This is a genomic window from Burkholderia sp. RF2-non_BP3, from assembly GCF_001522185.1.
In the GTDB taxonomy this organism is placed as follows: Bacteria; Pseudomonadota; Gammaproteobacteria; order Burkholderiales; family Burkholderiaceae; genus Burkholderia; species Burkholderia diffusa.
Window position 1 is genome coordinate 187,938 of record NZ_LOSU01000011.1, and the last position, 22,157, is coordinate 210,094.

Genomic DNA, 22,157 nt, shown 5'->3' on the forward strand with positions numbered 1-22,157 from the left:
CGTGACGTGGAGCCTCGATCCGCCGCACAGTCAATGGATCGAGTCGCCGCCGAACCTCGCATTCACACAAGGACAATTGCGAATGGGAAAGCTCACTACCCACGTACTCGATACGGCACACGGTCGCCCCGGCGCTGCCATCAAGGTGGACCTCTACGCGCTGGACGGCGAATCGCGCCGCGCGATCAAGACCGTGCTGACCAATAGCGACGGCCGCTGCGACGAACCCCTGCTCGAAGGCGCCGCGCTCGCCGCCGGCGAATACGAACTCGTGTTCCATGCCGGCGACTACTTCGCGTCGCTCGGCGTGAAGGTGCCCGAACCCCGCTTCGTCGACCGCGTCGTGCTGCGCTTCGGCATCGCCGACACCGCATCGCACTACCACGTGCCGCTGCTCGTGTCGCCGTGGTCGTACAGCACCTATCGCGGCAGCTGACACACGCATCGGCGCCCGCATCAAAGACAACGATCTGAGTCTGGAGGAGTTTCATGGAAGGCTTCATCACCGACTGGCTGAACCTCGCGCTGCGATGGCTGCACGTCATCGTCGCCATTGCGTGGATCGGCGAGTCCTTCTATTTCGTCGCGCTCGACAACAGCCTGAAACCGCCGACCGACGCGAACCAGCGCAAGCGCGGCGTGTTCGGCGAGCTGTGGCACGTCCACGGCGGCGGTTTCTACAACATGCAGAAGTACACGGTCGCCCCGCCGGAAATGCCGGATGACCTGCACTGGTCGAAGTGGCCGTCGTACACGACCTGGCTGTCGGGCTTCTCGCTGTTCTTCGTGCTGTACCTGCTCGCACCGAACACGTATCTGATCGACAAGAGCGTGCTCGACATGGGCCCCGTGGTCGCCGTCGCGTCCGCCCTCGGCTTCCTCGCGGCCGGCTGGATCGTCTACGACTCGCTGTGCCGCATCCTCGGCACCAACGATCGCGTGCTGGGCATCTGCGTCGGCCTCTACGTCGTCGTCGCCGCGTACCTCGCGTGCCACATCTTCTCGGGCCGTGCGGCGTACCTGATCGTCGGCGCGATGCTCGCGACGATCATGTCGGCGAACGTGTTCTTCGTGATCATCCCGGGCCAGCGCAAGATGGTCGACAAGATGCTCAAGGGCGAAGAGCCGAACCCGATCTACGGCAAGCGCGGCAAGCAGCGTTCGGTGCACAACACGTATTTCACGCTGCCGGTCGTGTTCGCGATGCTGTCGAACCACTATGCGATGACGTACACGAACAAGTTCAACTGGGTCGTGCTCGTGCTGATCATGCTGGCCGGCGCGCTGATCCGTCAGTTCTTCGTGATGCGTCACCGCGGCAAGCAGCTGTGGTACCTGCCGATCGGCGGCGTCGCGCTGTTGTCGGGCGCACTGGTGTGGACGATGCCGAAGCCGGTCGCACCGGAAGCGCAGGCGGCGAACGCACCGAAGATCGTGATCAACGACATCATGCCGATCCTGCAGCAGCGCTGCGTCGAGTGCCACTCGTCGAAGCCGACGCTGATGGGCAGCGCGCCCGCCGGCGTGATGTTCGACACGCCGGACGAAGTGTCGAAGAACGCACAACGCATCTACGAACAGGCCGTGCGCCTGAAGGCGATGCCGATCGGCAACGTCACGCACATGACCGACGACGAGCGCGTGAAGCTCGCCGCCTGGTTCGAGGGCGGCGCGGTCAAGTAAGCCGCCCTGCGCCGGCCGCCGCTTGGTTGGTCGGTGCAGTCCTCTCCGTTCGCGGGCCCGGAAACGGGCCCGTTTTTTTGCCCGCGCGGAACGTGTCTCGCGCTAGCTCCGCATCGCGTCGCGCTGCAGCGCGACGAGCGCATCGAGCGCGCGCGGGCCGTCGTCGAACGGCACGAAGATGTGATCGTGATACGCGGCGGCCATCACGTTGCAGCTGATGCCGGCCGCGCCGAGGGCGCTCGCGAACGCGGCCGTCAGGCCGACCGCCGCGAGATCCGAATGCACCGTCAGCGTGATCCACGCTGCGCGGAACAGCACCGGCCAGCCGCGACGTGCGGCCGTTTCCTCGTCGACGACGACGGTCATGCCTTCCGTTTCGCGGAACGTTGCAATCGCTTCGGATAACGATATGTCGGCATCGGCCGGCAGCGCGACGAACGCGAACGCACCGCGATGCAGTTCGGGCTGCATCGTGCGCAACAGGATCGCGAGGTCGTTTTCAGGTTGGCTCATCGTGGTACGGCCCGGGAACCGGGCGTCGTGCGGTGGCGATGCGGGCACGATAGCACGCGATCGACGTCTTCGACGTAGCGGCAACGTCATGGGCCTGTGCGCGCGGCGAGCATAAAAAAACCCGCGCAGATCGCGCGGGTCTCTTCGATGAAACGGTACTGTCGAAATGCTGCTCAGGCCGTCAGTGCATCCAGCGCGTCCTCGGTGAGCCACAGCGATTCCTGGAGGTCCTGCTCGTTCAGATTCAGGCCGTCGCCGCCGCGATCGACGACGATGAAGTCGCTGACGCCGCCGAGCGCGATCAGCGGGTGATGCCACACGCCCTTCGCATAGTTCACGCCCTGCCACCCGCTCGTCACGAACGCGCGGATCTTCGACGGATCGAGATCGCCCGCCGGCGCGACGACGACGAGATACGGCTGGTCGTTCAGCGGCACGAACGCCTGGCTGCCGAGCGGATGACGCTCGAGCATCTTCACCTCGAACGGCAGCGTGCGCGGCTGGCCGCGGAACAGATTGACGAGCGTGCGACCGTCTTCGTCGGTCACGTCGACCTTCGCGAGATCGTGAAAGCGGATCGTCGTGCCGAGGTTGATCGGAATCTGCTTCGCGCCGTCCGTTTCGATCACGTCGCCGAACGGCGCGAACGCGTCCTTGGTCAGCGGTTCGATTGCGAGCGTCTTCATTTGTCGAGCGTCCCCCACAGACGCAGGCGCGACACGCCGCCGTCCGGAATGATGTTCAGGCGCACGTGAGTCACCGGGCCCAGCGATGCGATCTCGTGCTCGAAGTAATGCTGCTTGTCCATCTGCAGCTTCTGTTCGCCGAGCAGCACCGGCCAGAACATCGACTGCGTGATCAGCGAGCTGTCGGTGCCGCCCGACACGTACGCGGCCTGGATCGAGCAGCGGTCCGGATAGTTGCCCTTGAAGAACGCGGTATCGACTTCGATCTTGCGGATCACGCCGGGCTGAGCGAGCGCGATGATCGCCCAGTCGTTGCCCGGTTCGCGGCGGCGGCGGGTTTCCCAGCCATCGCCCATGTTCACGCCGCGGCCCGGCAGCAGCAGGTTCGACGCGACGCCGAAATGCTGGTTGTTCGCGGCCACCACGTAGCCGCCGTTTTCCATCGCCGCAAGGTCGAACTGCTCGGTCGCGCTCGCGCCGGCCCAGTCGAGCTGCGGCTGGCCATACACGCGCAGGCGCGCGATGCCGCCATCCGGATAGATGTTCACGCGCAGGTGCGTGAACGCACGCGCGTCGCGCGCTTCGACATAGTGATGGCTGTTGCCCTGCAGCGTCGTCGACGGCACGATCTCGACCCATTCCGTCGCATGCGTCGGTGCGCCGTCGGCCACGTATGCCGCCTCGATCGATGCGGCCGGCGGGAAGTTACCGGTGAAGTGGCTCGTATCGATGTCGAAGCCCTTGATCACGCCCGGCCGCGCGAGCTTGACGATGCACCAGTCATAGCCCGTCGTGCGCTTGCGGCGCGTCTCCCAGCCGTCCATCCACTTGCCGTGGTCGTCGTACTTGCCGGGGATGAACACCGCCGGCTCGGGGTTCAGCATCCGATCCTTCGGCGCGAAGAAATCGTCGCTGGCCTCGAGCGCCTGCGCACCGAGGCGCGGGTCGGCGAGGTTCACGTAGCGCCGCGTGAAGTCGGGGGCGTCGGGATCGAGAAGCGGAACAGCCATGATGTTTCCTTGTTTCAGTGATGCGATCGGCCGCCGCGACGCAGCAGGCCGTCGTGAGGTGTCAGGCGTCGATCAGGTCGTCGAGGCGAAAGCGCGCGATCCGGTAGATCTGGTCGAGGCTCGCGCGCAGTTCCTCGGTGCGCGAATGATTCACGCGCGACTCGAAGTTCGCGATGATGCCGTGCCGGTCGTAGCCGCGCACCGCGAGGATGAACGGGAAGCCGAACTTCTCGCGATACGTGCGGTTCAGCGTCAGCAGCTTGTCGAACTCTTCCTGCGTGCACTGGTCGAGACCTGCGCCGCTCTGCTCGCGGGTCGACTCGGCCGTCAGCTCGCCGCGCACGGCGGCCTTGCCGGCCAGCTCCGGGTGAGCGTTGATCAATGCGAGCTGACGCGCTTCGCCGCCCGTCTCCACCGCGTTCGACATCGTCTCGTGCAGCGCGTCGATGCTCGCGAACGGCCGCTCGCCCGCGGCGACCTCGGCCACCCACGGCGAATGTTCGAAGATCCCCGACAGCGCCGCGACGAATGCGCTCGGCGCCATCGTGTTCAGTTGCTCCAACGTGTAACGCATCGCCTTCATGCTTTCCCTTCGTTTCGATGATTGGGCTGATACGGATGATGTTCACGCCAATGACGCGCGATATCGACACGGCGCGTCACCCATACGCGATCGTGCTTCTCGATGTGATCGAGGAAACGCTGCAGCCCGCGGAAACGTCCCGGCCGGCCGAGCAGACGGCAGTGCATGCCGATCGACAGCATTTTCGGCGCGTCGTCGCCCTCCGCGTACAGCACGTCGAACGCGTCGCGCAGGTAGTCGAAGAAGTGGTCGCCGGTGTTGAAGCCCTGCGGCGTCGCGAAGCGCATGTCGTTCGTATCGAGCGTGTACGGGACGATCAGCTGCGGCGACGTCCCGCCGCCCGACACCTCGACGTCCATCCAGAACGGCAGGTCGTCGCCGTAGTTGTCGGAGTCGTACAGGAAGCCGCCGTATTCCGCGACGAGACGGTGCGTGTTCGGGCTGTCGCGGCCGGTGTACCAGCCGAGCGGACGCTCGCCCGTCACGCGCTCGATCGCTTCCATTCCGAGGCGCATGTGCTCGGCCTCGAGCTCGGGCGTCATGCTCTGATAGTGGATCCAGCGCCAGCCGTGGCACGCGATCTCGTGGCCCAGTTCGACGAATGCGCGTGCGAGTTCCGGATGACGCTCGATCGCCATGCCCACGCCGAACACCGTCAGCGGCAGCCCGCGCTTCTCGAATTCGCGCAGGATGCGCCACACGCCGGCACGCGACCCGTATTCGTAGATCGATTCCATGCTCATGTGGCGGTCCGGATACGCGGCCGCGCCGACGATTTCGGACAGGAACTGCTCGGAGCCCGGGTCGCCGTGCAGCACGCAGTTCTCGCCGCCCTCCTCGTAGTTCAGCACGAATTGCACGGCGACGCGGGCACGCCCGGGCCAGTTCGCCTGCACGGGATGGCGGCCGTAGCCGATCAGGTCGCGAGGATAGTTGGGATCGAGTGACATGGGTTCGAAGTGCGGCGAAAGCTTGCTGAAGTAATGGGTTCGCATCGACCCGCGCGGGTGCCGGAGGCCGGCCGCACGGGCCGATGCGATGACGGCCCAGTGTAGCGAAAACGTTCATACGCGCCCATACAGCGGCGCAGATAGTGCATGTCAGACGGCGTGTATGTGCGGTTGCGGCAAATTCGGGACCGGTTCCGACGCGGCGCTCCCGCTTCGCGCCGTGGCGGCGGCCGACGCGGGCGCGGGCGCGGGCGCGTCCTCCGGCGGGCTGAAACGCGCGAATTCGCCGTCGTAGCGCTTCGGCAGCGGCCGCGCATAGTCGCCGCGCTTCGCGGTCGCGAGGCGCAGCGCGACGAGCGCCTCGGCCCACTTGACGGCCGCCGTGACGCCTTCCACGACCGGCGCGCCGATCTGCTGCTCGATCTCGTGCGCGAATTCGGCCATCCCGGCGCAGCCGAGGACGATCGCGTCGGCGCCGTCCTCGTCGAGCGCGCGCCGGCATTCGTCGACGATGATCCGCCGCGCGGCCGAACCGGGCCGGTCGAGTTCGAGCACCGCGACGTCGGTTGCCCGCACGTTGCGGCAGAACCGCTTCATCCCGTAGCGCTCGGCGAGATGCCACGCCATCCCGCAGGTGCGCGCGAGGGTCGTGACGACCGAGAAGCCCGGCGCGAGCACGCTCGCCGCATGCATCGCCGCCTCGGCGATCCCGATCACCGGCCCGCGCGCGAGTTCGCGCACCGCATAAAGGCCCGGGTCGCCGAAACACGCGATCACGTACGCGTCGCAGCCGTCGCGCTCGCCCTGCGCGACCTCGGCCAGAAGCCCGGGCGTCGCGAGCGCCTCGTCGTAATAGCCTTCGATCGACGGCGGCCCCATCGGCGGGCTCACCGCGACGATCTCGGTGCCTGCCGCCGCGATTTCACGCGCGCAGCGGCCCATCGCATCGGTCATCCGCTGCGTCGTGTTCGGATTGATCAGCTTGATCTTCATCGCGCGCTCCTCAGGCCTTCGTGCGCACGAGCAGCCGGTAGAACACGAAACCGAGCCCGGCGCCGATGAACCACGAGAAGTTCGCGGCGGCCTGCCAGCCCGGCACCATCACGCAGATGACGGCGATCACCGCGGCCGGCAGCAGCGCGGCGAGCGCGCGGCGGTTCACGCCGCCCTTGTACCAGTAGGTGCCGCGCTCCGACATCGTGTACAGGTCGTCGCGCACGAGCCGGCCGCGCTTGACGAGGTAGAAGTCGGCGATCAGCACGCCGTACAGTGGGCCGATGAACGCGCCGAGCACGTCGAGCGTGTAGTGGATCACGGCCGGGTTGTTGAACAAGTTCCACGGCGTGATGAAGATCGACGCGACGGCCGCGAGCATCCCGCCCGCGCGCCAGCTGATCAGCCGCGGCGCGACGTTCGAGAAGTCGAACGCGGGCGACACGAAGTTCGCGACGATGTTGATGCCGATCGTCGCGATCGTGAACGTCAGCGCACCGAGGATCACGGCGGTCGGATGGTCGATGCGGCCGACCGTCTCGACAGGATCGGTGATGAGTTCGCCGAACACCGGAAGCGTCGCGGCGGTGGTGATCACCGTGACGAGCGAGAACGCGAGGAAGTTGACCGGCAGCCCCCAGAAGTTGCCGCGCTTCACGTCGCCGAATGAGCGGCAGTAGCGCGAGAAGTCGCCGAAATTGAGCATCGGCCCGGAGAAGTACGACACGACGAGCGACACGGCCGTGATCATCACCGGAATCACTTCCGCGCCGTGATACTTGACGCCGCCGAGGTTGATGCCGATGTTGCGCCAGCCCGCGCGCCACACCATGTAGCCGGCCAGGATGAACATCACGACGTAGACGGCCGGGCCCGCGAAGTCGATGAATTTCTTGATGGTCTCCATCCCGTTCCAGAACACGAGCGCCTGCAGCACCCACAGCAGCATGAAGCCGGCCCAGCCGACCGCCGACAGCCCGAGAAAGCCATAGCGATGGACGTCCGCATACGGCAGCCATTGCGGAAAGAACTTCAGCACGACGATCACGAGCGCACTGGATGCGAGATAGGTCTGGATGCCGTACCACGCGATCGCGATCAGCCCGCGGATCACGGCCGGCACGTTCGCGCCGAGCACGCCGAACGTCGCGCGGCACGCGACCGGATACGGCACGCCGATCTGCTGGCTCGGCCGCGCGATCAGGTTGCACAGCCGGTTCACGATCGTGATGCCGACGATCAGCGCGATCAGCACCTGCCAGCTCGTCAGCCCGAGCGCGAACAGGCTGCCCGCGAACACGTAGCCGCCGACGCTGTGCACGTCCGACATCCAGAACGCGAAGATGTTGTAGGCGCCCCACGTCTGATTCTTAAGGGGTGCCAAATCTTCGTTGTACAAACGTTGACTGTAACCGTCCGGCAACACGGGTCCACCGCCCTCGCCGCCTTCTTCCGCCGGATACGCGCTGTCGTGCGCCACACTGAACTGAGCCATGACTTCTCCTTGACGCGGCCAACCAGCCGCTCCACCGTCATCGATATCGCTCCGGATCATCGCCCGGAGTCGGACTGGCGGCCGGCGGTGCAAACCGCCGGCCTGCATTGCTCTCGTCGTGTGGCGCGCGGCCGGATTCGCGTCGCCGCTCAGGCGCCGCCGAACACTTCGCGCAAATCGACCTGCCCTTGCGCGGGCCGGTCCAGCATCTTCAGTTCGACATGCTGCAGGTGGTGCGCCATCAGCGTCACCGCCCGCTTCGAATCGCCCGCTTCCAGCGCGGTCAGGATCTCGTCATGGTCGTCGCACGAGCACGGGCTGCGTCCGTGCGATTCATACAGCGCCGACATCAACGTCGAGCGTGCGACGAGCCCGTCGAGGCACTCGCAGAGCGTCGCATTGCCCGTCAGCGCCGCGAGCGCCGTGTGGAATTCGCCCGACAGGCGGATCCACGCCGCGAAATCGTGCCGCTCGAACGCCTTGCGTTCCTTGTCGATCAGCGCCGCAACGCCCTTCAGCCGCTTCGCGCCCGGCCCCGTCGCGAGCCGCTCGACGACGGCCAGCTCGATGATCCGGCGCATCTCGAACACCTCGTGCACGTCCTGCAGCGTCGGACTCGCGACGAACGCACCGCGATTCGGCTCGAGATCGACCAGTTTGTCGGCCGCGAGCTGCGAGAGCGCCTGCCGGATCGTGCCGCGCTTCACGCCGAACACGTCGCAAAGCTGCGCCTCCGTCAGCTTCGCGCCGGGCGCGAGCCGATGCTCGAGGATCGCCGTGCGGATCCGCTCGGCGATCGCTTCGGGACCGGCAACGCCGGACGGATGGGGATCGGTGTCGTTCATGTTCTGCATCGCGTGATGGTCCTCATCCTAGGACGGACATAAAGATTGTCAACAATTCTTTTCCCGGAATGCGCACAATCTGCGTGCATTCCCCTGTATCAGAGCGGTGCGCGGCACACCAAATCCAGGCATGACAAGCCTCTGTTGCTTTTCCATCGCGGCTCACGGTGTATACCCTTCCGGTCATTTTGTTGACAAAAATGGTGCGCGCGCTGCCGCCAACCCGATCGACGGCGACAAAAATTTATGACCGTTAGTTGCGCGCTTACTTAAAGAAAAAGGCGGGAAGCCCCGCCTTTCGATCGTCACTGCCCGACTCAGCCGAGATGCGGATAGTCCGACAGCGTGAGCCGGAAACCGTGCGCATTCGCGACGAGCTGCGCCTGCGCACCGAACGGCAACGTCAGCAGGTCGGGAACGTGGCCGAACTGCAGCCCCGTGACGACCGGAATACCGACCACGGAGCGCACCTGGTCGATCATCGCCTGCATGTCGTAGCCGTTGTCGTACTCGAACGGCCGCGCACCCGTGAACTGGCCGAGCACGAGCGCCTGCTGGCGCGCGAGCACGCCCGACAGGTGCAACTGGTAGATCATCCGTTCGATCCGGAACGGCTGCTCGTTGACGTCCTCGACGAACAGGATGCCGCCCTCGATGTCGGGCATGTAAGGCGTGCCGACGAGCGATGTGAGGATCGCCAGGTTGCCGCCCCACAGCGTGCCCGTCACGTTCACGGTCTGCACCTGCGGCGCCTCGGCGATGATTGTCGTGGTCGGCTGCGACAACGTCCGCCAGAAGTGCTGCATCGTGAAATCGCTCGGCGTTTCCGCGCCGAAGTCGGCCGACAGCATCGGGCCGCCGAACGTCTTGATGCGCGCCTTCGCGTACAGCGCGAGCTGGATCGCGGTGAAGTCGCTGTGGCCGACGAGCGCGATCGGCTGGTCGCGCAGGCGGCGCTCGAGCCCGCGATAGTCGAGCCCGTGCAGGATGCGTGCGGCGCCGTAGCCGCCGCGCACCGCGAGTGCGATGTCCGGCAGCGCGCGCTCCGGATCCGCGAGGCGGTTCAGGTCGCCGGCCCGCTCGCCGTCGGTGCCGCCGAATCGCTGGAAGCGGCGTTGCGTCGCCTCGATGTTCTCGATGCGATGTTGCGAGCCGCTCAGGCGCTCGAGCGCGCGGTTGATCGCATCGGGGTCGTGCGGATAGCCGGACGGCGCCAGCAGGCGGATGGTGTAGGACGCAGCGGGCTGGAGGGACATGGCGAAAGGTATCGGGATCGTCAAACCTGCTTAGAGGGTCCGAACCGTCTCCGGTTCACGGAACCGTGCCGCCCGCCCCGCTCCAGGCGACGGGCGCGGCAGGGGTTACGGCGCGCCGGATTCGGCGTCGCGTGCGAGCCGCGCCTCACGCAGCGCGCGACGGCGCTCCGCGAAGAACGACTTCAGCGCGGCGCCGCACTCGTCGGCGAGCACGCCGCCGGTCACGTCGGTATGGTGGTTGAGCTGAGGATTCGCGAACGCGTCGATCACGCTGCCGCACGCGCCCGTCTTCGGATCGGCGGCGCCGTAGACGACTCGCGCGATGCGCGCGTGCATGATCGCGCCCGCGCACATCAGGCACGGCTCGAGCGTCACGTACAGCTCGCAGCCGGGCATCCGGTAATTCTGCAAGTGCTGAGCGGCCATGCGCAACGCGGCCATTTCCGCATGGGCCGACGGGTCGTGCCCGCCGATCGGATGGTTGAAGCCGCGTGCGATCACCTCGTCGCCACTCACGAGCACCGCGCCGACCGGCACTTCGCCGGCCGCGCGCGCCTCTTCGGCGGCGGCCTGCGCGAGCCGCATGAAATGCAGGTCGCGCGCCGATACGGGCACGGCTTCGGGAACGGGAGAATCGGGAGCTGCGGCCGATCCGGCTGCGGCGTCGTGCAGCGCGTCGGCGCTCACATCGGCCCCGCTTCGGCGGACGCGTCGTCGAGCCCACGCTCGCACAGACGTTCCGCGATGCGCCGGCAATAGTCGCGCGGCATCACCATCGGGCCGCCGCGCAGCGATTCGAGCGCCATGTCGAGGGCGAGGATCTTCGCCTGCAGCCGGCAGCGCGCGGCACGATCGCTGACCGCCTGCAGTTCGTCCTGCAGGTTGCGCAGCGCGCGCAGTTGCTCGACGGCCGGCGGCACGAAGCCCGCATTCTTCAGGATACGGTTGGCCACCCGCACCTCCTCGGGTACGAGCAGGTCGTCATCCAGCGCCTGCGGCGCGCCGGTACCCGGCAAATCGTCGAACTCGCCCCGCGCGGCGGCGGCGGCAATGCGTTGTTCGACCAGTGCGTCAAGCAATCTCATCAGTCAATCGGAACAAATGCGGCAGCCGAATTCTAGCAGGGTGACGTGCGTATGACAGGCCCTTCGAAGGTATGCTCGATATTGTGTTTTTAGGGGCCGAATCGGCGTGCATGCGCGCCGATCGCCACGACTTGCCGCTGTGCTGCGCCGCAGCAGGCTCCGCGCCGATTTGGCGTCGTCCGCGCGGGCGACGTCCGGCCCTGTTTTTTTATTTTCGCCTGGGTCGGTCGGCGTTCGTCATCCCGCAGAAATCGCCGTTTCGCGACTGCCGGGTCATGCGGCGACCACGTGCGACCGCGCCTTCGGAAACGGCCGGAACATCATCGCGACGAGGAACGCGCCGATGCCGATCGCGAACGATCCGAGGTACAGCCAGCCATAGCTGCCCAGCGCATCGACGATCAAACCGCCCGCGACCGGCCCGGCCGCCATCCCGAGGCTGCCGGCCATCGCGCAGCCGCCGATCACGGTGCCCATCATCCGCAGCGGGAAGTTCTCGCGCGCGAGCACCGCATAGAGCGGCATCACGCCCGCATAGATGAAACCGAACAGCATCGCGACCGCGTAGAACCCGTCGAGCGTGCGCACGAAGTAGTAGCCGAGCGCGCCGAGCGCCTGCGCGAGCAGCCCCGCCACCAGCATGCGTTTCGCACCGAGGCGGTCGCCCAGCAGCCCGAACGCGATGCGCCCGCCCATGCCGGCGAGCCCCTCGACGCTGTAGATCGACACCGCGACGATCAACGGAATCCCGCACGTCACCGCGTAGCTGACCGTATGGAAGATCGGGCCGGAATGCGTCGCGCAGCAGAAGAAGTTGGTCAGCAGCAGCACGATGAACTGCGGCGAACGCAGCGCGCCGCCGACCGACAGCGGCGCGGCCCCGGCCCCGCCCGCCGGCGCCGGCTCGGCGTGCGGCCCGTCGAGCGCGGGGGCGCGGCGCACGAGCAGCGACGCCGGAATCATCACGGCGGCCGCGAGCGCGGCGATCAGCAGCATCGACGTGCGCCAGCCGTGGCCCGACACGAGCCACGCCGCCAGCGGCGACATCGTCATCGGCGCCATGCCCATGCCGGCCGACACCAGCGACACCGCGAGACTGCGGTGCGTGTCGAACCAGCCCGTCACGCAGGCCATCATCGGCGCGAACACCGCGGCCGTCGCGCTGCCGACGGCCAGCCCGAAAATCAGCTGGAACGCGAGCAGCGACGGCGCTCGGCTCGCAAGCGCCAGGCTCGCCGACAGCAGAATGGCGCCCGTCACGACCACCGCACGCGTGCCGATCCGGTCCGACAGGCTGCCCCAGCCGATGCTCGCGAAGGCCATCGCGATGAAGCCGATCGTCATCACGGCGGAAATGCCGGTCATCGACCAGCCGGTGTCGTGTGCGATGGCCCGCAGGAACACGGGCAGCGAAAACATCGCGCCGATCGCGATGCAGCCCATCAGGCCGCCCGCGGCGACGATCACCCAGCGATAGCGGGAATCAGGCATCTGGCACCTCCTTTCGCTCTGTCGGTCAGGCATCGATGAGGAACCGGACTGCGGACGCCGTCGCGAATCCGGTCGACATCGATACGACGAACGACGCGGCGTGAAATCGACATGCGCGGCACATGCGAGCGCGAATCTCCGATTGTCTGCCGATTCGGGCAGCCGACAAGCGGCAGATCCGGACGAAGCTCGGCCACGCAGCCGCCCCCGCTTTTCCGGAATCGGAAAGTCGAAATCAGAAATCGTTGGTTTGGGCGCGCGAGCGCGGTCACTACACTCGAGTCCTCTTGTCATGACAAGTTGACCGATGACCTCTTCCAACGTCGTGCCGCTATCGGCGGCTCCGCTCTACGTACAGATCAAGGACACGCTGCGCACGCGTATCCTCGACGGCACTTATGCGCCGCACAGCAGGATGCCGTCCGAGCACGAACTCTGCGCGATGTTCGACGTGAGCCGCATCACGGTGCGCCAGGCACTCGGCGACCTGCAGAAGGAAGGCTTGCTGTTCAGGCTGCACGGCAAGGGCACGTTCGTGTCGAAGCCGAAGGCGTTCCAGAACGTGACGTCGCTGCAGGGCTTCGCCGAGGCGATGTCGTCGATGGGCTACGAGATCGTCAACCAGTTGCGCAGCTTTCGCACCGTGAAGGCCGACCGCCATCTCGCGACGAAGCTGAACGTGCCGGAAGGCGCGCCGCTCGTCGAGATCCGCCGCGTGCGGCTGCTGAACCGCGAGCCCGTGTCGCTCGAGCAGACGTGGGTGCCCGCGGCGCTCGGCAAGCGGCTCGCGGGCGCCGATCTCGCAACCCGCGACATCTTCCTGATTCTCGAGAACGACTGCGGCGTGCCGCTCGGTCACGCCGACGTGTCGATCGACGCGATCCTCGCCGACGATGAAATCGTCGATGCGCTGCGCGTCGAGGAAAGCAGCCCCGTACTGCGGATCGAGCGCCTGACGCACGATGCGTCCGGTGCGCCAATCGACTACGAACACCTGTACTTCCGCGGCGACGCGTTCCAGTACCGGCTGCGCATCGACCGGCAGAAAACGCACCAACCCTTAAGGAATCCGCAATGAACACCCATGTACTCGAATACGACATCGTCGTGGTCGGCGGCGGCACGGCCGGCCCGATGGCGGCGATCAAGGCGAAGGAGCGCGATCCGTCGCTGCGCGTGCTGCTGCTGGAGAAGGCCAACGTGAAGCGCAGCGGCGCGATCTCGATGGGGATGGACGGCCTGAACAACGCGGTGATTCCCGGCCACGCAACGCCCGAGCAGTACACGCGCGAAATCACGATCGCCAACGACGGGATCGTCGACCAGGAAGCCGTTTATGCGTATGCGGCGCACAGCTTCGCGACGATCGAGCAACTCGACCGCTGGGGCGTGAAGTTCGAAAAGGACGGCACCGGCGACTACGCGGTGAAGAAGGTCCACCACATGGGTTCGTACGTGCTGCCGATGCCGGAAGGTCACGACATCAAGAAGGTGCTGTATCGGCAGTTGAAACGTGCCCGCATCGCGATCACGAACAGGATCATCGCGACGCGCGTGCTGACCGACGCGCAAGGCCGCGCGAGCGGCGTGCTCGGCTTCGACTGCCGCACGGCCGATTTTCACGTGATCCGCGCGAAAGCCGTGATCCTGTGCTGCGGCGCCGCCGGCCGTCTCGGGCTGCCGGCGTCCGGATACCTGATGGGCACGTACGAAAACCCGACCAACGCGGGCGACGGCTACGCGATGGCGTACCACGCCGGCGCGGCGCTCGCGAACCTCGAATGCTTCCAGATCAATCCGCTGATCAAGGACTACAACGGCCCGGCGTGCGCGTACGTGACCGGCCCGCTCGGCGGTTTCACCGCGAACGGCAAGGGCGAACGCTTCATCGAGTGCGACTACTGGAGCGGCCAGATGATGTGGGAGTTCTACCAAGAGCTGCAAAGTGGCAACGGCCCGGTGTTCCTGAAGCTCGACCACCTCGCGGAGGAAACGATCCAGACCATCGAGCAGATCCTGCACACGAACGAGCGGCCGAGCCGCGGTCGCTTCCACGCAGGACGCGGCACCGACTACCGGCATCAGATGGTCGAGATGCACATCTCCGAGATCGGCTTCTGCAGCGGCCATAGCGCGTCCGGCGTGTACGTGAACGCCCGCGCCGAAACGACCGTGCCGGGGCTCTACGCGGCCGGCGACATGGCGGCCGTCCCGCACAACTACATGCTCGGCGCGTTCACCTACGGCTGGTTCGCCGGGCAGAACGCGGCCGACTACGTGGCCGGCCGCGATCACGCGCCGGTGGACGACCAACAGGTCGCGGCCGAACGCACCCGCGTGCTCGCGCCGCTCACGCGCGAGCGTGGCCTCGCGCCGGCGCAGGTCGAATACAAGCTGCGCCGCATGGTGAACGATTATCTGCAACCGCCGAAGGTGACGCGCAAGATGGAAATCGGGCTGCAACGTTTTGACGCCATTATTGAGGATATCGAAGAACTCAAGGCGAACCACCCTCATGAACTGATGCGCGCGGCCGAAGTGCGCGCGATCCGCGACTGCGCCGAAATGGCCGCGCGTGCATCGCTGTTCCGCACCGAGAGCCGCTGGGGGCTATATCACCATCGCGTCGATTTTCCGCATCGCGACGACGCCGAATGGTTCTGCCACACATGGTTGCGCAAGGATGCCGACGGCACGATGCGCAGCGAGAAGCGGCCGGTCGAGCCCTATGTCGTGCCGCTCGCCGACGACGAACGCAGCGCCTACGCGCACCTGCGCATCCGCGAACCGGCCGCCCTCGCGGCCGCCCTCTGACTCCGAGGAGCCTGACCGTGCCCCATACCCCGCAAGACATCTTTCTGCGCAGCAGCGCGCCCGTGACGATCGACGAGGACCGCTGCATCGCCGACAAGGGCTGCACCGTCTGCGTCGACGTATGCCCGCTCGACCTGCTCGCGATCGACGTGACCAAAGGCAAGGCCTACATGCAGTTCGACGAATGCTGGTACTGCATGCCGTGCGAACGCGACTGCCCGACCGGCGCGGTCAAGGTCGACATCCCATACCTGCTGCGCTGACCCGGCGGACCGCCCGTGCGTCGACATCGCGCGTGTGCCGATCATCCGGCCGCGCATCCTGCCAATGGATGAATCGTTCGGCATGCTCGACACGCAGAGGCGCCGCATGATGCGGACGCTGCTGCGCGCCATTGGGTCGCGGATCGGCGCGACCATGTTGTTCGTCACGCCTCTTACGCATCGCTAATGCTCCGAATTTTGCCCATGACCACATCCTCCCCTGCTTTCCCGCTACCTGGCGCGCACGCTTCCGACCTTGCCGCGCTCGTCGCGCGTGTTGCGGCGCCCGACGCATCCGTGCGCCGCATCGCGCTGCTCGAACTCGCCGATCTTGAAGATCCCGATCTCGTGCCGATCTTCGTTGCGGCACTGCGCGACGATCCGGCCGCCGACGTGCGCGGCGAAGCGGCGCGCGTGCTCGGCGCCTGGGAGCAGCCCGACGTCGTCGACACGCTGTGCCACGCGCTGCTCGATCCGGACGACGACGTGCGCGCGACCGCGGCACGCAGCCTGTCCGAACTGAAGGATGTCGCGTCCGGTGCGGTGCTGTGCCGCTGGGCCGGACACGCCGAGCCGTTCGTGCGCGGCGCCGCGTTGCGCGCGCTGCGCGAACTGCGCGACCCCGACGCGTTCGCGCCTGCGTTGCACGCGCTCGACGCGCCGCAAGCAGTCGTGCGCGCCGAAGCCGTCGCCGTGCTCGGCTGGCTCAGGGACGTCCGCGCGTTGTCGCCGCTCGCACGCATCGCCACGACCGACACGCATGCGGACGTGCGGCGCATCGCGGTCGGCGCGGTCGGGTTCGCGGCGTCCGGCGACACGGCCGTCGTCACCGCGTTGCTTGCCGCACTGCGCGACGCCGAATGGCAGGTACGCGAGGAAGCGGCCGCGACGCTCGGCAAGCTGCGTGTCTCGGTCGCACGCGCGCCGCTCGTCGCCGCGCTCGATGACGATTACTGGCAGGTGCGCCTGCGTGCGGTGCGCGCACTCGGGCAATTGCGCGACGCCGCCGCGGCGCCGGCCGTCGCCGCGCTGCTGTCGCATGCGATCACCAACCTGCGCAAGGAGGCCGCACTCGCACTCGGCGAACTGCGCGATCCCAAGACGCTGCCCGCGCTGCGCGACGCACTGGACGATCGCGATCCCGAAGTCCGCAAGGCCGTGCGGATTGCCATCGCACAGCTTGGAGGAGATGCACGATGACGCCGCCGGCCGAGATTCGCCTCGATCATGCGACTCGTGCGTTGACGCTGTGCTGGCCGGACGGCAGCACGCAGCGTATCGGCTTTGCGAGGTTGCGCGGCGATTGTCCGTGCGCCGCGTGCCGGAAGATCCGGCTCGACGGCAGGCAAGTCGACGCGCCGCCCGACCTGACGCTCAACGGCGTGGAAGCGGCCGGTTACGGCATCCGCCTGCTGTTCGGCGACGGTCACGCGCGCGGCATCTATCCGTGGCCATATCTGGCGGAACTGGGCAGAGACGAGCCGGATGCGCGCATCGCATCGTGCGATGTGCTCGCGTTTGGACGACCAGCGGACTGAGCGCCGACGAATCGACTCGCATCGGGCCGCCCGTTTCGGCCTCCCCCAGACGGCGACTTACACCGCTTCCGTGCGCCCGTCACTCGCCGATCGCACAAACGACAACGCCCGGCAGGTCATCCCTGCCGGGCGTCCGCATCGTCAGATGCCGTGGTCCGCTACCGAGGCGCGCCCCGGCGCCGGATCACTCCCACTCCATCATCAACAGGTCACGCAAGCCCGCGTGGTTAAAGGGATTTGCGATGATCGACATTGGCCATTACCGTCGCTTTTACCGTCTTCCGGCAAGAGCTTTATCTTGCGCGGAGGATGGAGGGATCTGAGGGGCGACGACTCTAGCAACACCATCGTCAATCGCCTTCTAGAATAACGCAACACGGCGACCTTTCCGATCTTCACTTCGCCGTGAGCTTCGGACTTGGGTCCCCCTCCACTCTTTAGGCCGCGAGGCCTTTCATAAGCCCGATAACACGGCGTTATTCAGCCGCATCTAGTCGAGGTCAGTTCTGCTGCGCTAGATCGTCAGGCCGATGAGCAAGATCCAGGCCTTCGCCGATTGATTAGCGATCTGTTAAGACCCTACCCCAGATGCTCGGCGCCCCGGATTGCGGTCTCGGGGAACAAATTCTGCGCAACGATCGCGGTGCGGGCCGCTGCGACATCGGGCACAAAGACCACGACTGCCAGATCCTTCATTGCACGCGAGCAACATACATAGAAGAGGCGGCGGGTTCGATCGAGTACGGACTCTTCACCTGCGGCTATGTTGGCTTCGTCCTTGTCCGAGATGGGGACGTACCCCAGATACTTCCCGTAAGAATACTGCCGGAAGGCCGCTTCCTCATCGTCGATGACAACTAATACGCGCTCAAATTGGGCGCCCTTCACCCCATGATGCGTCGCGAACGGCGACTCCTCTGTAAAGTAGCGCCGGTAGGCCCAGAGTTCGTCGACACCGCATGCCAGATAGGCTTGAACGTTCTCGAAGCCGCTGCTGCCGTCATCCACTGGCTCTGCAACCAGATGCATGGCAAAGCGATCATCGAGGCGCAGCAACTCGTTATCTCGCACATGCGTCAAGACGTCCCGAATAGTCGCCTGCGATCCTGCTGCCAGCAGACCTACAAGCCCGTCGAGCGCTTGCTGTAGCGCTGTAAGAACGGGGGCAGTCGCTTGCCCTCGAAGCCGCGCTGGTTCAAGTCTCGGGCATTCGCTGCGCAAGGTCGATATCACCGTGAACCGATCGCCCGCCTGGGCCGCGACAACGAGCGGAAGTATGTGCTGGACAAGCGGACGGAGCGGCCAGGCTGTGCCATCGCTCAGCCCTTCACTCAGACTCATTGGGGCTCGGTCATTGAGCGCAGCATACAGATTAGGGAACCCGAGCCGGTTGGCCGCCATACGATGCACCAGCACAAGCAGGCGGACATCTCCTTCCCGCACGTCGCTTAGCCACAGACCGTCACCGGTTTCGGCGGCCAGCCACTGCCTAATGGCCGCGAGGCGTGCACTCCGCTCCGTGTCTGCCGGTAGGATGAACAGATTGGAGGTACCGGCAACCGGTTGCTCGCTGCCATCAACGATTGTCGTCCGACCACGCACCTGCGCAAGGCCGTCGCCAGGGGCGCGGATTGCATTGATGACTCCGAGCACCGATGTCGGGCACCGGAAGTTCTCGGGCTTTGTGATCTCTGCCCAGCCGTCGTTTAGCGGGATAGCGCCTGCTCCGCTCATATAGATCTTCTGCATCGGGTCTCCGAAGAACCCGAGGCACAGACCAGGATGATCGCCCGCAATGTGCCGTAACGCCTCGACGACCTCCGGATTGGTGTCTTGGCTCTCATCGACGAAGATGTAGGGAAAGCGCTTAGCAACGAGCTGCCTCAGCAGCGGATGCGCTGCGACGCAGGCTGGGGTGAGCTTGAGGATATCGTCATGGCCAAGGATGCCTTCAGCGTAGCTGCTACCCGTGCCATACACGAACTTCTCCACTTCACTGATCGCAGCCAACTCGGCCTCGAGATCTTCGATCTCCTGCTCAAGGCGGGCCTTCGTTTTCGCCTGAGTCCGAGGCTTGTCGTAGTGTGCGCGTCGCTCCGCGATCTTCTCATCGATGCGGGTGGCTACCCAAGCCGCGATATCCGAATGGAACGGCCGGATGACTGACCACAAGAAACTGTGGATGGTCGAGATGTGGAATAGCGACGAGACCCCGACATCGGCCGAAATCTCACCGGCGGCGACTTCGGTATATGTGATGCAGGCGATCTGCTGCCCGGCGCGGCGCAGGACAGGACCGCGGGTCTCGGCTAGGTGCGCGATAGCCTTGATCAGCGAGGTCGTTTTCCCCGACCCCGCACCGGCGACCATGACAAACGAGCGTGGAGGCATCCGATCGAGACATCCTCGAACATCTAGATCGGCTTGTGTGTCAGGACTGCCGATTCGGCTTGTCATGCTGCCACCTCGTCGCCGACGGCGGCAGGCACACCCTGAGGCGCGTCCACACGCGGCTGGTCCTCGACCGGTTCCGGCGGCGCAATCTCGGTCTCAAGCCAGTTCAGGCCCTCGGCGATATAGGTTGGGACCGACCAACTGCTCGGATCTTCGGCTAACAAGGCGAGCGCGAAGTCGGTTTTGCTGAAGCTCTTAGCCTGCACGCGCTTGTGGATCCGTTCCGCAAGCGTGGTCAGGTTCTTCTCGTCGGCCTTGGCGATGCGGAGCTGAAGCGGCTTACGGTTCTTGTCCTGGCACCATTCAAGATTTTCGAGTGCGAATGCTTCCTCCAACGTGCGGCCGGCGAGCGCGAGGGTTTCTCCGCCCCAAGTGACATCGGTCCGGCACTGATAGGCAACGCGCACCAAAGCGTCATTGTCGTCCGTCCTCGCCTGGATCTTCTGCTCAGCCGTCGCCTCCCACAGGGCGGCAACCGTGTCGCATTTCGGTAGCCATTGGAGCAAGGTCTGATTGGACGTCGCCGCGCCCGGATGACCGGCTATGCACGCCTTCCCGGGCTTCTCCGCAGCCACGGGCAAATCCTCTTCGTCATCATCAATGTCCTCAGCCTCGGCGCCGGCAGCCTGCGCGTCCTCGCCGACTGCCTCCGCGGCCTCCGGTTGGCCAGCGGGTGCCGCACCCTCGCCATCCTGCCCCAGCGGACCGAACACGCTGTCGAGATCTGTGATGATGAGCGTTGTCAGTCCGAGAAACTCGATCAGCGTTTTGAATCGGTAGCCGAACGCTCCGCCGATTTCTAGGACGGTGAGATAGGTTGATTGCAGTCTCGGCGCGGCATTGGCGATCATCTGCGGCAATAGCAGCCGTTCGACATTGCCCTCGACCAGCACGGCGCCATCAGCGAAGAACAGATCGCAGTGCGCGAGTTTCAAATAGCGCTCGAGGAAGCTTCGGATGTCCGGATCGGTGTTGTCATAGAAGACCGAGAGATTGAGCACATCGGAAGTCGAGCCATTCCGTGCACGGCCTCGACGAAAATAGCGGATCGGCCGGAAGCCTCGTTCGTAAAGGATATGAGTCGAATGGGTCGTGACGACGACTTGGCTCGTGTAGTGCGTGCGGTCCTCGCCCTTGAGCGTTAGGATGTCCATCACCTTGCGGATGAAGGCCTGTTGAAGCTGGGCATGGAGGTGCGCTTCGGGCTCCTCGATGAAGATCAGGTGGACCGGCGGACGGTTTTCCTCGATCGCCAGCCATTGAGCATGGAGGTCGAGTAGCTCGACGACCATGAAGATGAGGTTTTTGAAGCCAAGGCCGTTATATCGATCGGGCAAGGTAGGTGGGTCGGGATTCCCGTCATCGGCTCCTCCCAACGCATAGTGAACGACCGCGCCATCTCGACCGCTCATGATCTGGGCAGGGTCGAGGGCCGAGCGGATCATCATGCGCGGATTTGAGAGGCCCGGATAGCCGAGCTTCGACAAACTCTTGAGCGTCGGTTCGAAGACTCGTTCGAGATGCTCGTTAAGCGAGACCTCGGACGCTGCGAGGGCTCGCAACGCTTCGACATCTTCGCCTTTTTGTTCGAGGTTGCGCCCGTAGAAGCGACTGAGTACACGAGAGAGATCCTCGGCGCGAGAGCCACCTGGGCTGTCCGAGAGATGGCGCTGCGCGTTCAAGAAGTCAATGTGGAGAAGACCGTTCAAGATCTCACGGCCGCTGCGATCGCGTCCGGTGAGAGTGGCTGGGTCATAGCCAGCCTCTGCGACCATCTTCGCATCGAACCGCGCGGGATCGAGTACGAAATAACGCAGCTCATATTCGTCATGCAGCCTGTCGCGAAGGAACTCCCGCAGATTACGCGGCGACGGATCGAAGGCGGGTGCTCCGTCTTCGCCCTTAGCGACCGCATCGAGCACGCGCTGGCGCACTTCGACATAGCGTGCATGCGTCGCCGCAGGATTGGTGGGCGCGTAGGCAACACGCATCCCCACCAGCTTTCCTTCCCAAGCAAGGCTGGGAAGAAGATCGATGACGCGGTGAACATCGTCCGGGCCTATTTCGAACCAAACGTCGATTTCCATCGTGGGAAGACTCGCCTCGCCATCGCCTTCACCAAACGCAACGATGTCGGCCCACAGTTCGGCACTAAAGTCGTGAATGTTGAAGCGGCCACTGCCAGTGAATAACTGGAGCGCATGCCCGACCGACGTCTTGCCGCTGTTGTTGGCACCGACAAAAATGGAGATGTCGGAAGCAAGATCAATGACAACATTGCGCAGCCGCCTGAAATTCCGGACAGCCAGCTTCTTCAAATGCATCCTAACCTCCCCCGGTTATCGGACCATCTGGCTGGCCGAAAGACCAGCACTTTTATGCAGATTACTATAACTATAGCGTTTCTCTTGGGGCGACGAACTAGGGCGTGTTCACACTATGCTGATTTAAGGTTATGCTTCGGAGATGGAAATCTCCGAAGCCCAATTCGAACAGAT

At 65.3% G+C, this 22,157-nt stretch carries 22 protein-coding genes; 8 read left to right on the forward strand and 14 right to left on the reverse strand.

Translation table 11 applies throughout. From position 1 onward, the window contains the following. Positions 1–82 precede the first annotated feature (82 nt). The gene (uraH, locus tag WS45_RS05340) at positions 83–436 is read left to right on the forward strand and encodes a hydroxyisourate hydrolase (protein ID WP_011657188.1); all 354 of its coding nucleotides are present in this window, start codon (positions 83–85) and stop codon (positions 434–436) included. Between the two features lie 53 nt (positions 437–489). Further along, on the forward strand, positions 490–1,683 hold the full coding sequence (locus WS45_RS05345; protein WP_059698607.1) for a urate hydroxylase PuuD: 1,194 nt from the start codon (positions 490–492) through the stop codon (positions 1,681–1,683). A gap of 102 nt (positions 1,684–1,785) precedes the next feature. Here WS45_RS05345 and WS45_RS05350 read toward each other — a convergent pair whose 3' ends face one another. From WS45_RS05350 to WS45_RS05405, 12 genes are all read right to left on the reverse strand, one after another. Beyond that, positions 1,786–2,196, reverse strand: a complete 411-nt coding sequence (locus tag WS45_RS05350; protein WP_059698608.1) for an ACT domain-containing protein — start codon at positions 2,194–2,196, stop codon at positions 1,786–1,788. Between the two features lie 173 nt (positions 2,197–2,369). Then, the gene (locus WS45_RS05355; protein ID WP_059529590.1) at positions 2,370–2,882 is read right to left on the reverse strand and encodes an ureidoglycolate lyase; all 513 of its coding nucleotides are present in this window, start codon (positions 2,880–2,882) and stop codon (positions 2,370–2,372) included. Next, positions 2,879–3,892, reverse strand: coding sequence for an allantoicase (gene alc, locus WS45_RS05360; RefSeq protein WP_059693511.1), 1,014 nt, complete (start codon positions 3,890–3,892; stop codon positions 2,879–2,881). The genes WS45_RS05355 and alc overlap by 4 nt, the downstream gene beginning before the upstream one ends. A 61-nt stretch (positions 3,893–3,953) precedes the next feature. Beyond that, entirely contained in the window at positions 3,954–4,475 is a 522-nt protein-coding gene (uraD, locus tag WS45_RS05365; protein WP_059693513.1) for a 2-oxo-4-hydroxy-4-carboxy-5-ureidoimidazoline decarboxylase, read from the reverse strand. Then, positions 4,472–5,425, reverse strand: coding sequence for an allantoinase PuuE (puuE, locus tag WS45_RS05370; protein WP_059529581.1), 954 nt, complete (start codon positions 5,423–5,425; stop codon positions 4,472–4,474). The genes uraD and puuE overlap by 4 nt, the downstream gene beginning before the upstream one ends. Before the next feature lie 150 nt (positions 5,426–5,575). Continuing rightward, complete coding sequence (locus WS45_RS05375) at positions 5,576–6,418, reverse strand: aspartate/glutamate racemase family protein (RefSeq protein WP_059698610.1); 843 nt, start codon at positions 6,416–6,418, stop codon at positions 5,576–5,578. A gap of 10 nt (positions 6,419–6,428) precedes the next feature. Then, on the reverse strand, positions 6,429–7,913 hold the full coding sequence (locus WS45_RS05380) for an NCS1 family nucleobase:cation symporter-1 (protein WP_059698612.1): 1,485 nt from the start codon (positions 7,911–7,913) through the stop codon (positions 6,429–6,431). Positions 7,914–8,062: 149 nt separating this feature from the next. After that, on the reverse strand, positions 8,063–8,767 hold the full coding sequence (locus WS45_RS05385) for a GntR family transcriptional regulator (protein WP_059698614.1): 705 nt from the start codon (positions 8,765–8,767) through the stop codon (positions 8,063–8,065). Between the two features lie 308 nt (positions 8,768–9,075). After that, entirely contained in the window at positions 9,076–10,014 is a 939-nt protein-coding gene (gene ldcA / locus WS45_RS05390) for a muramoyltetrapeptide carboxypeptidase (protein WP_059529569.1), read from the reverse strand. A gap of 105 nt (positions 10,015–10,119) precedes the next feature. After that, a complete protein-coding gene (tadA, locus tag WS45_RS05395; RefSeq protein WP_059693514.1) occupies positions 10,120–10,701 on the reverse strand; it encodes a tRNA adenosine(34) deaminase TadA in 582 nt (193 codons plus the stop codon). Continuing rightward, positions 10,698–11,099 (reverse strand): DnaJ family domain-containing protein, encoded by a 402-nt coding sequence (locus WS45_RS05400; RefSeq protein WP_009694817.1) that lies wholly within the window; start codon positions 11,097–11,099, stop codon positions 10,698–10,700. The genes tadA and WS45_RS05400 overlap by 4 nt, the downstream gene beginning before the upstream one ends. Before the next feature lie 273 nt (positions 11,100–11,372). Next, the gene (locus tag WS45_RS05405; protein ID WP_059698616.1) at positions 11,373–12,590 is read right to left on the reverse strand and encodes an MFS transporter; all 1,218 of its coding nucleotides are present in this window, start codon (positions 12,588–12,590) and stop codon (positions 11,373–11,375) included. 307 nt (positions 12,591–12,897) lie between these two features. On the opposite strand from WS45_RS05405, the gene WS45_RS05410 reads away from it, so the two are divergent. Genes WS45_RS05410 through WS45_RS05430 form a run of 6 tightly spaced genes read left to right on the forward strand, consistent with a single transcriptional unit; the run spans position 12,898 to position 17,205 of the window. Further along, on the forward strand, positions 12,898–13,668 hold the full coding sequence (locus WS45_RS05410) for a GntR family transcriptional regulator (RefSeq protein WP_059529561.1): 771 nt from the start codon (positions 12,898–12,900) through the stop codon (positions 13,666–13,668). Next, positions 13,665–15,404, forward strand: coding sequence for a fumarate reductase/succinate dehydrogenase flavoprotein subunit (locus WS45_RS05415; protein WP_059698618.1), 1,740 nt, complete (start codon positions 13,665–13,667; stop codon positions 15,402–15,404). Before WS45_RS05410 ends, WS45_RS05415 begins: the two co-directional genes overlap by 4 nt. Positions 15,405–15,421: 17 nt before the next feature. Beyond that, complete coding sequence (locus tag WS45_RS05420; protein WP_059529554.1) at positions 15,422–15,667, forward strand: 4Fe-4S dicluster domain-containing protein; 246 nt, start codon at positions 15,422–15,424, stop codon at positions 15,665–15,667. 34 nt (positions 15,668–15,701) lie between these two features. After that, on the forward strand, positions 15,702–15,854 hold the full coding sequence (locus tag WS45_RS33110) for a hypothetical protein (RefSeq protein ID WP_257140302.1): 153 nt from the start codon (positions 15,702–15,704) through the stop codon (positions 15,852–15,854). A gap of 17 nt (positions 15,855–15,871) precedes the next feature. After that, positions 15,872–16,867 (forward strand): HEAT repeat domain-containing protein, encoded by a 996-nt coding sequence (locus WS45_RS05425; protein WP_059698620.1) that lies wholly within the window; start codon positions 15,872–15,874, stop codon positions 16,865–16,867. Beyond that, positions 16,864–17,205 (forward strand): gamma-butyrobetaine hydroxylase-like domain-containing protein, encoded by a 342-nt coding sequence (locus WS45_RS05430; protein WP_059698622.1) that lies wholly within the window; start codon positions 16,864–16,866, stop codon positions 17,203–17,205. Before WS45_RS05425 ends, WS45_RS05430 begins: the two co-directional genes overlap by 4 nt. Positions 17,206–17,784: 579 nt before the next feature. On the opposite strand, the gene WS45_RS05435 is transcribed toward WS45_RS05430, so the two are convergent. After that, on the reverse strand, positions 17,785–19,662 hold the full coding sequence (locus WS45_RS05435) for a UvrD-helicase domain-containing protein (RefSeq protein ID WP_059698624.1): 1,878 nt from the start codon (positions 19,660–19,662) through the stop codon (positions 17,785–17,787). Beyond that, complete coding sequence (locus tag WS45_RS05440; RefSeq protein WP_059698626.1) at positions 19,659–21,983, reverse strand: ATP-dependent nuclease; 2,325 nt, start codon at positions 21,981–21,983, stop codon at positions 19,659–19,661. Before WS45_RS05440 ends, WS45_RS05435 begins: the two co-directional genes overlap by 4 nt. Positions 21,984–22,157: the final 174 nt, after the last annotated feature.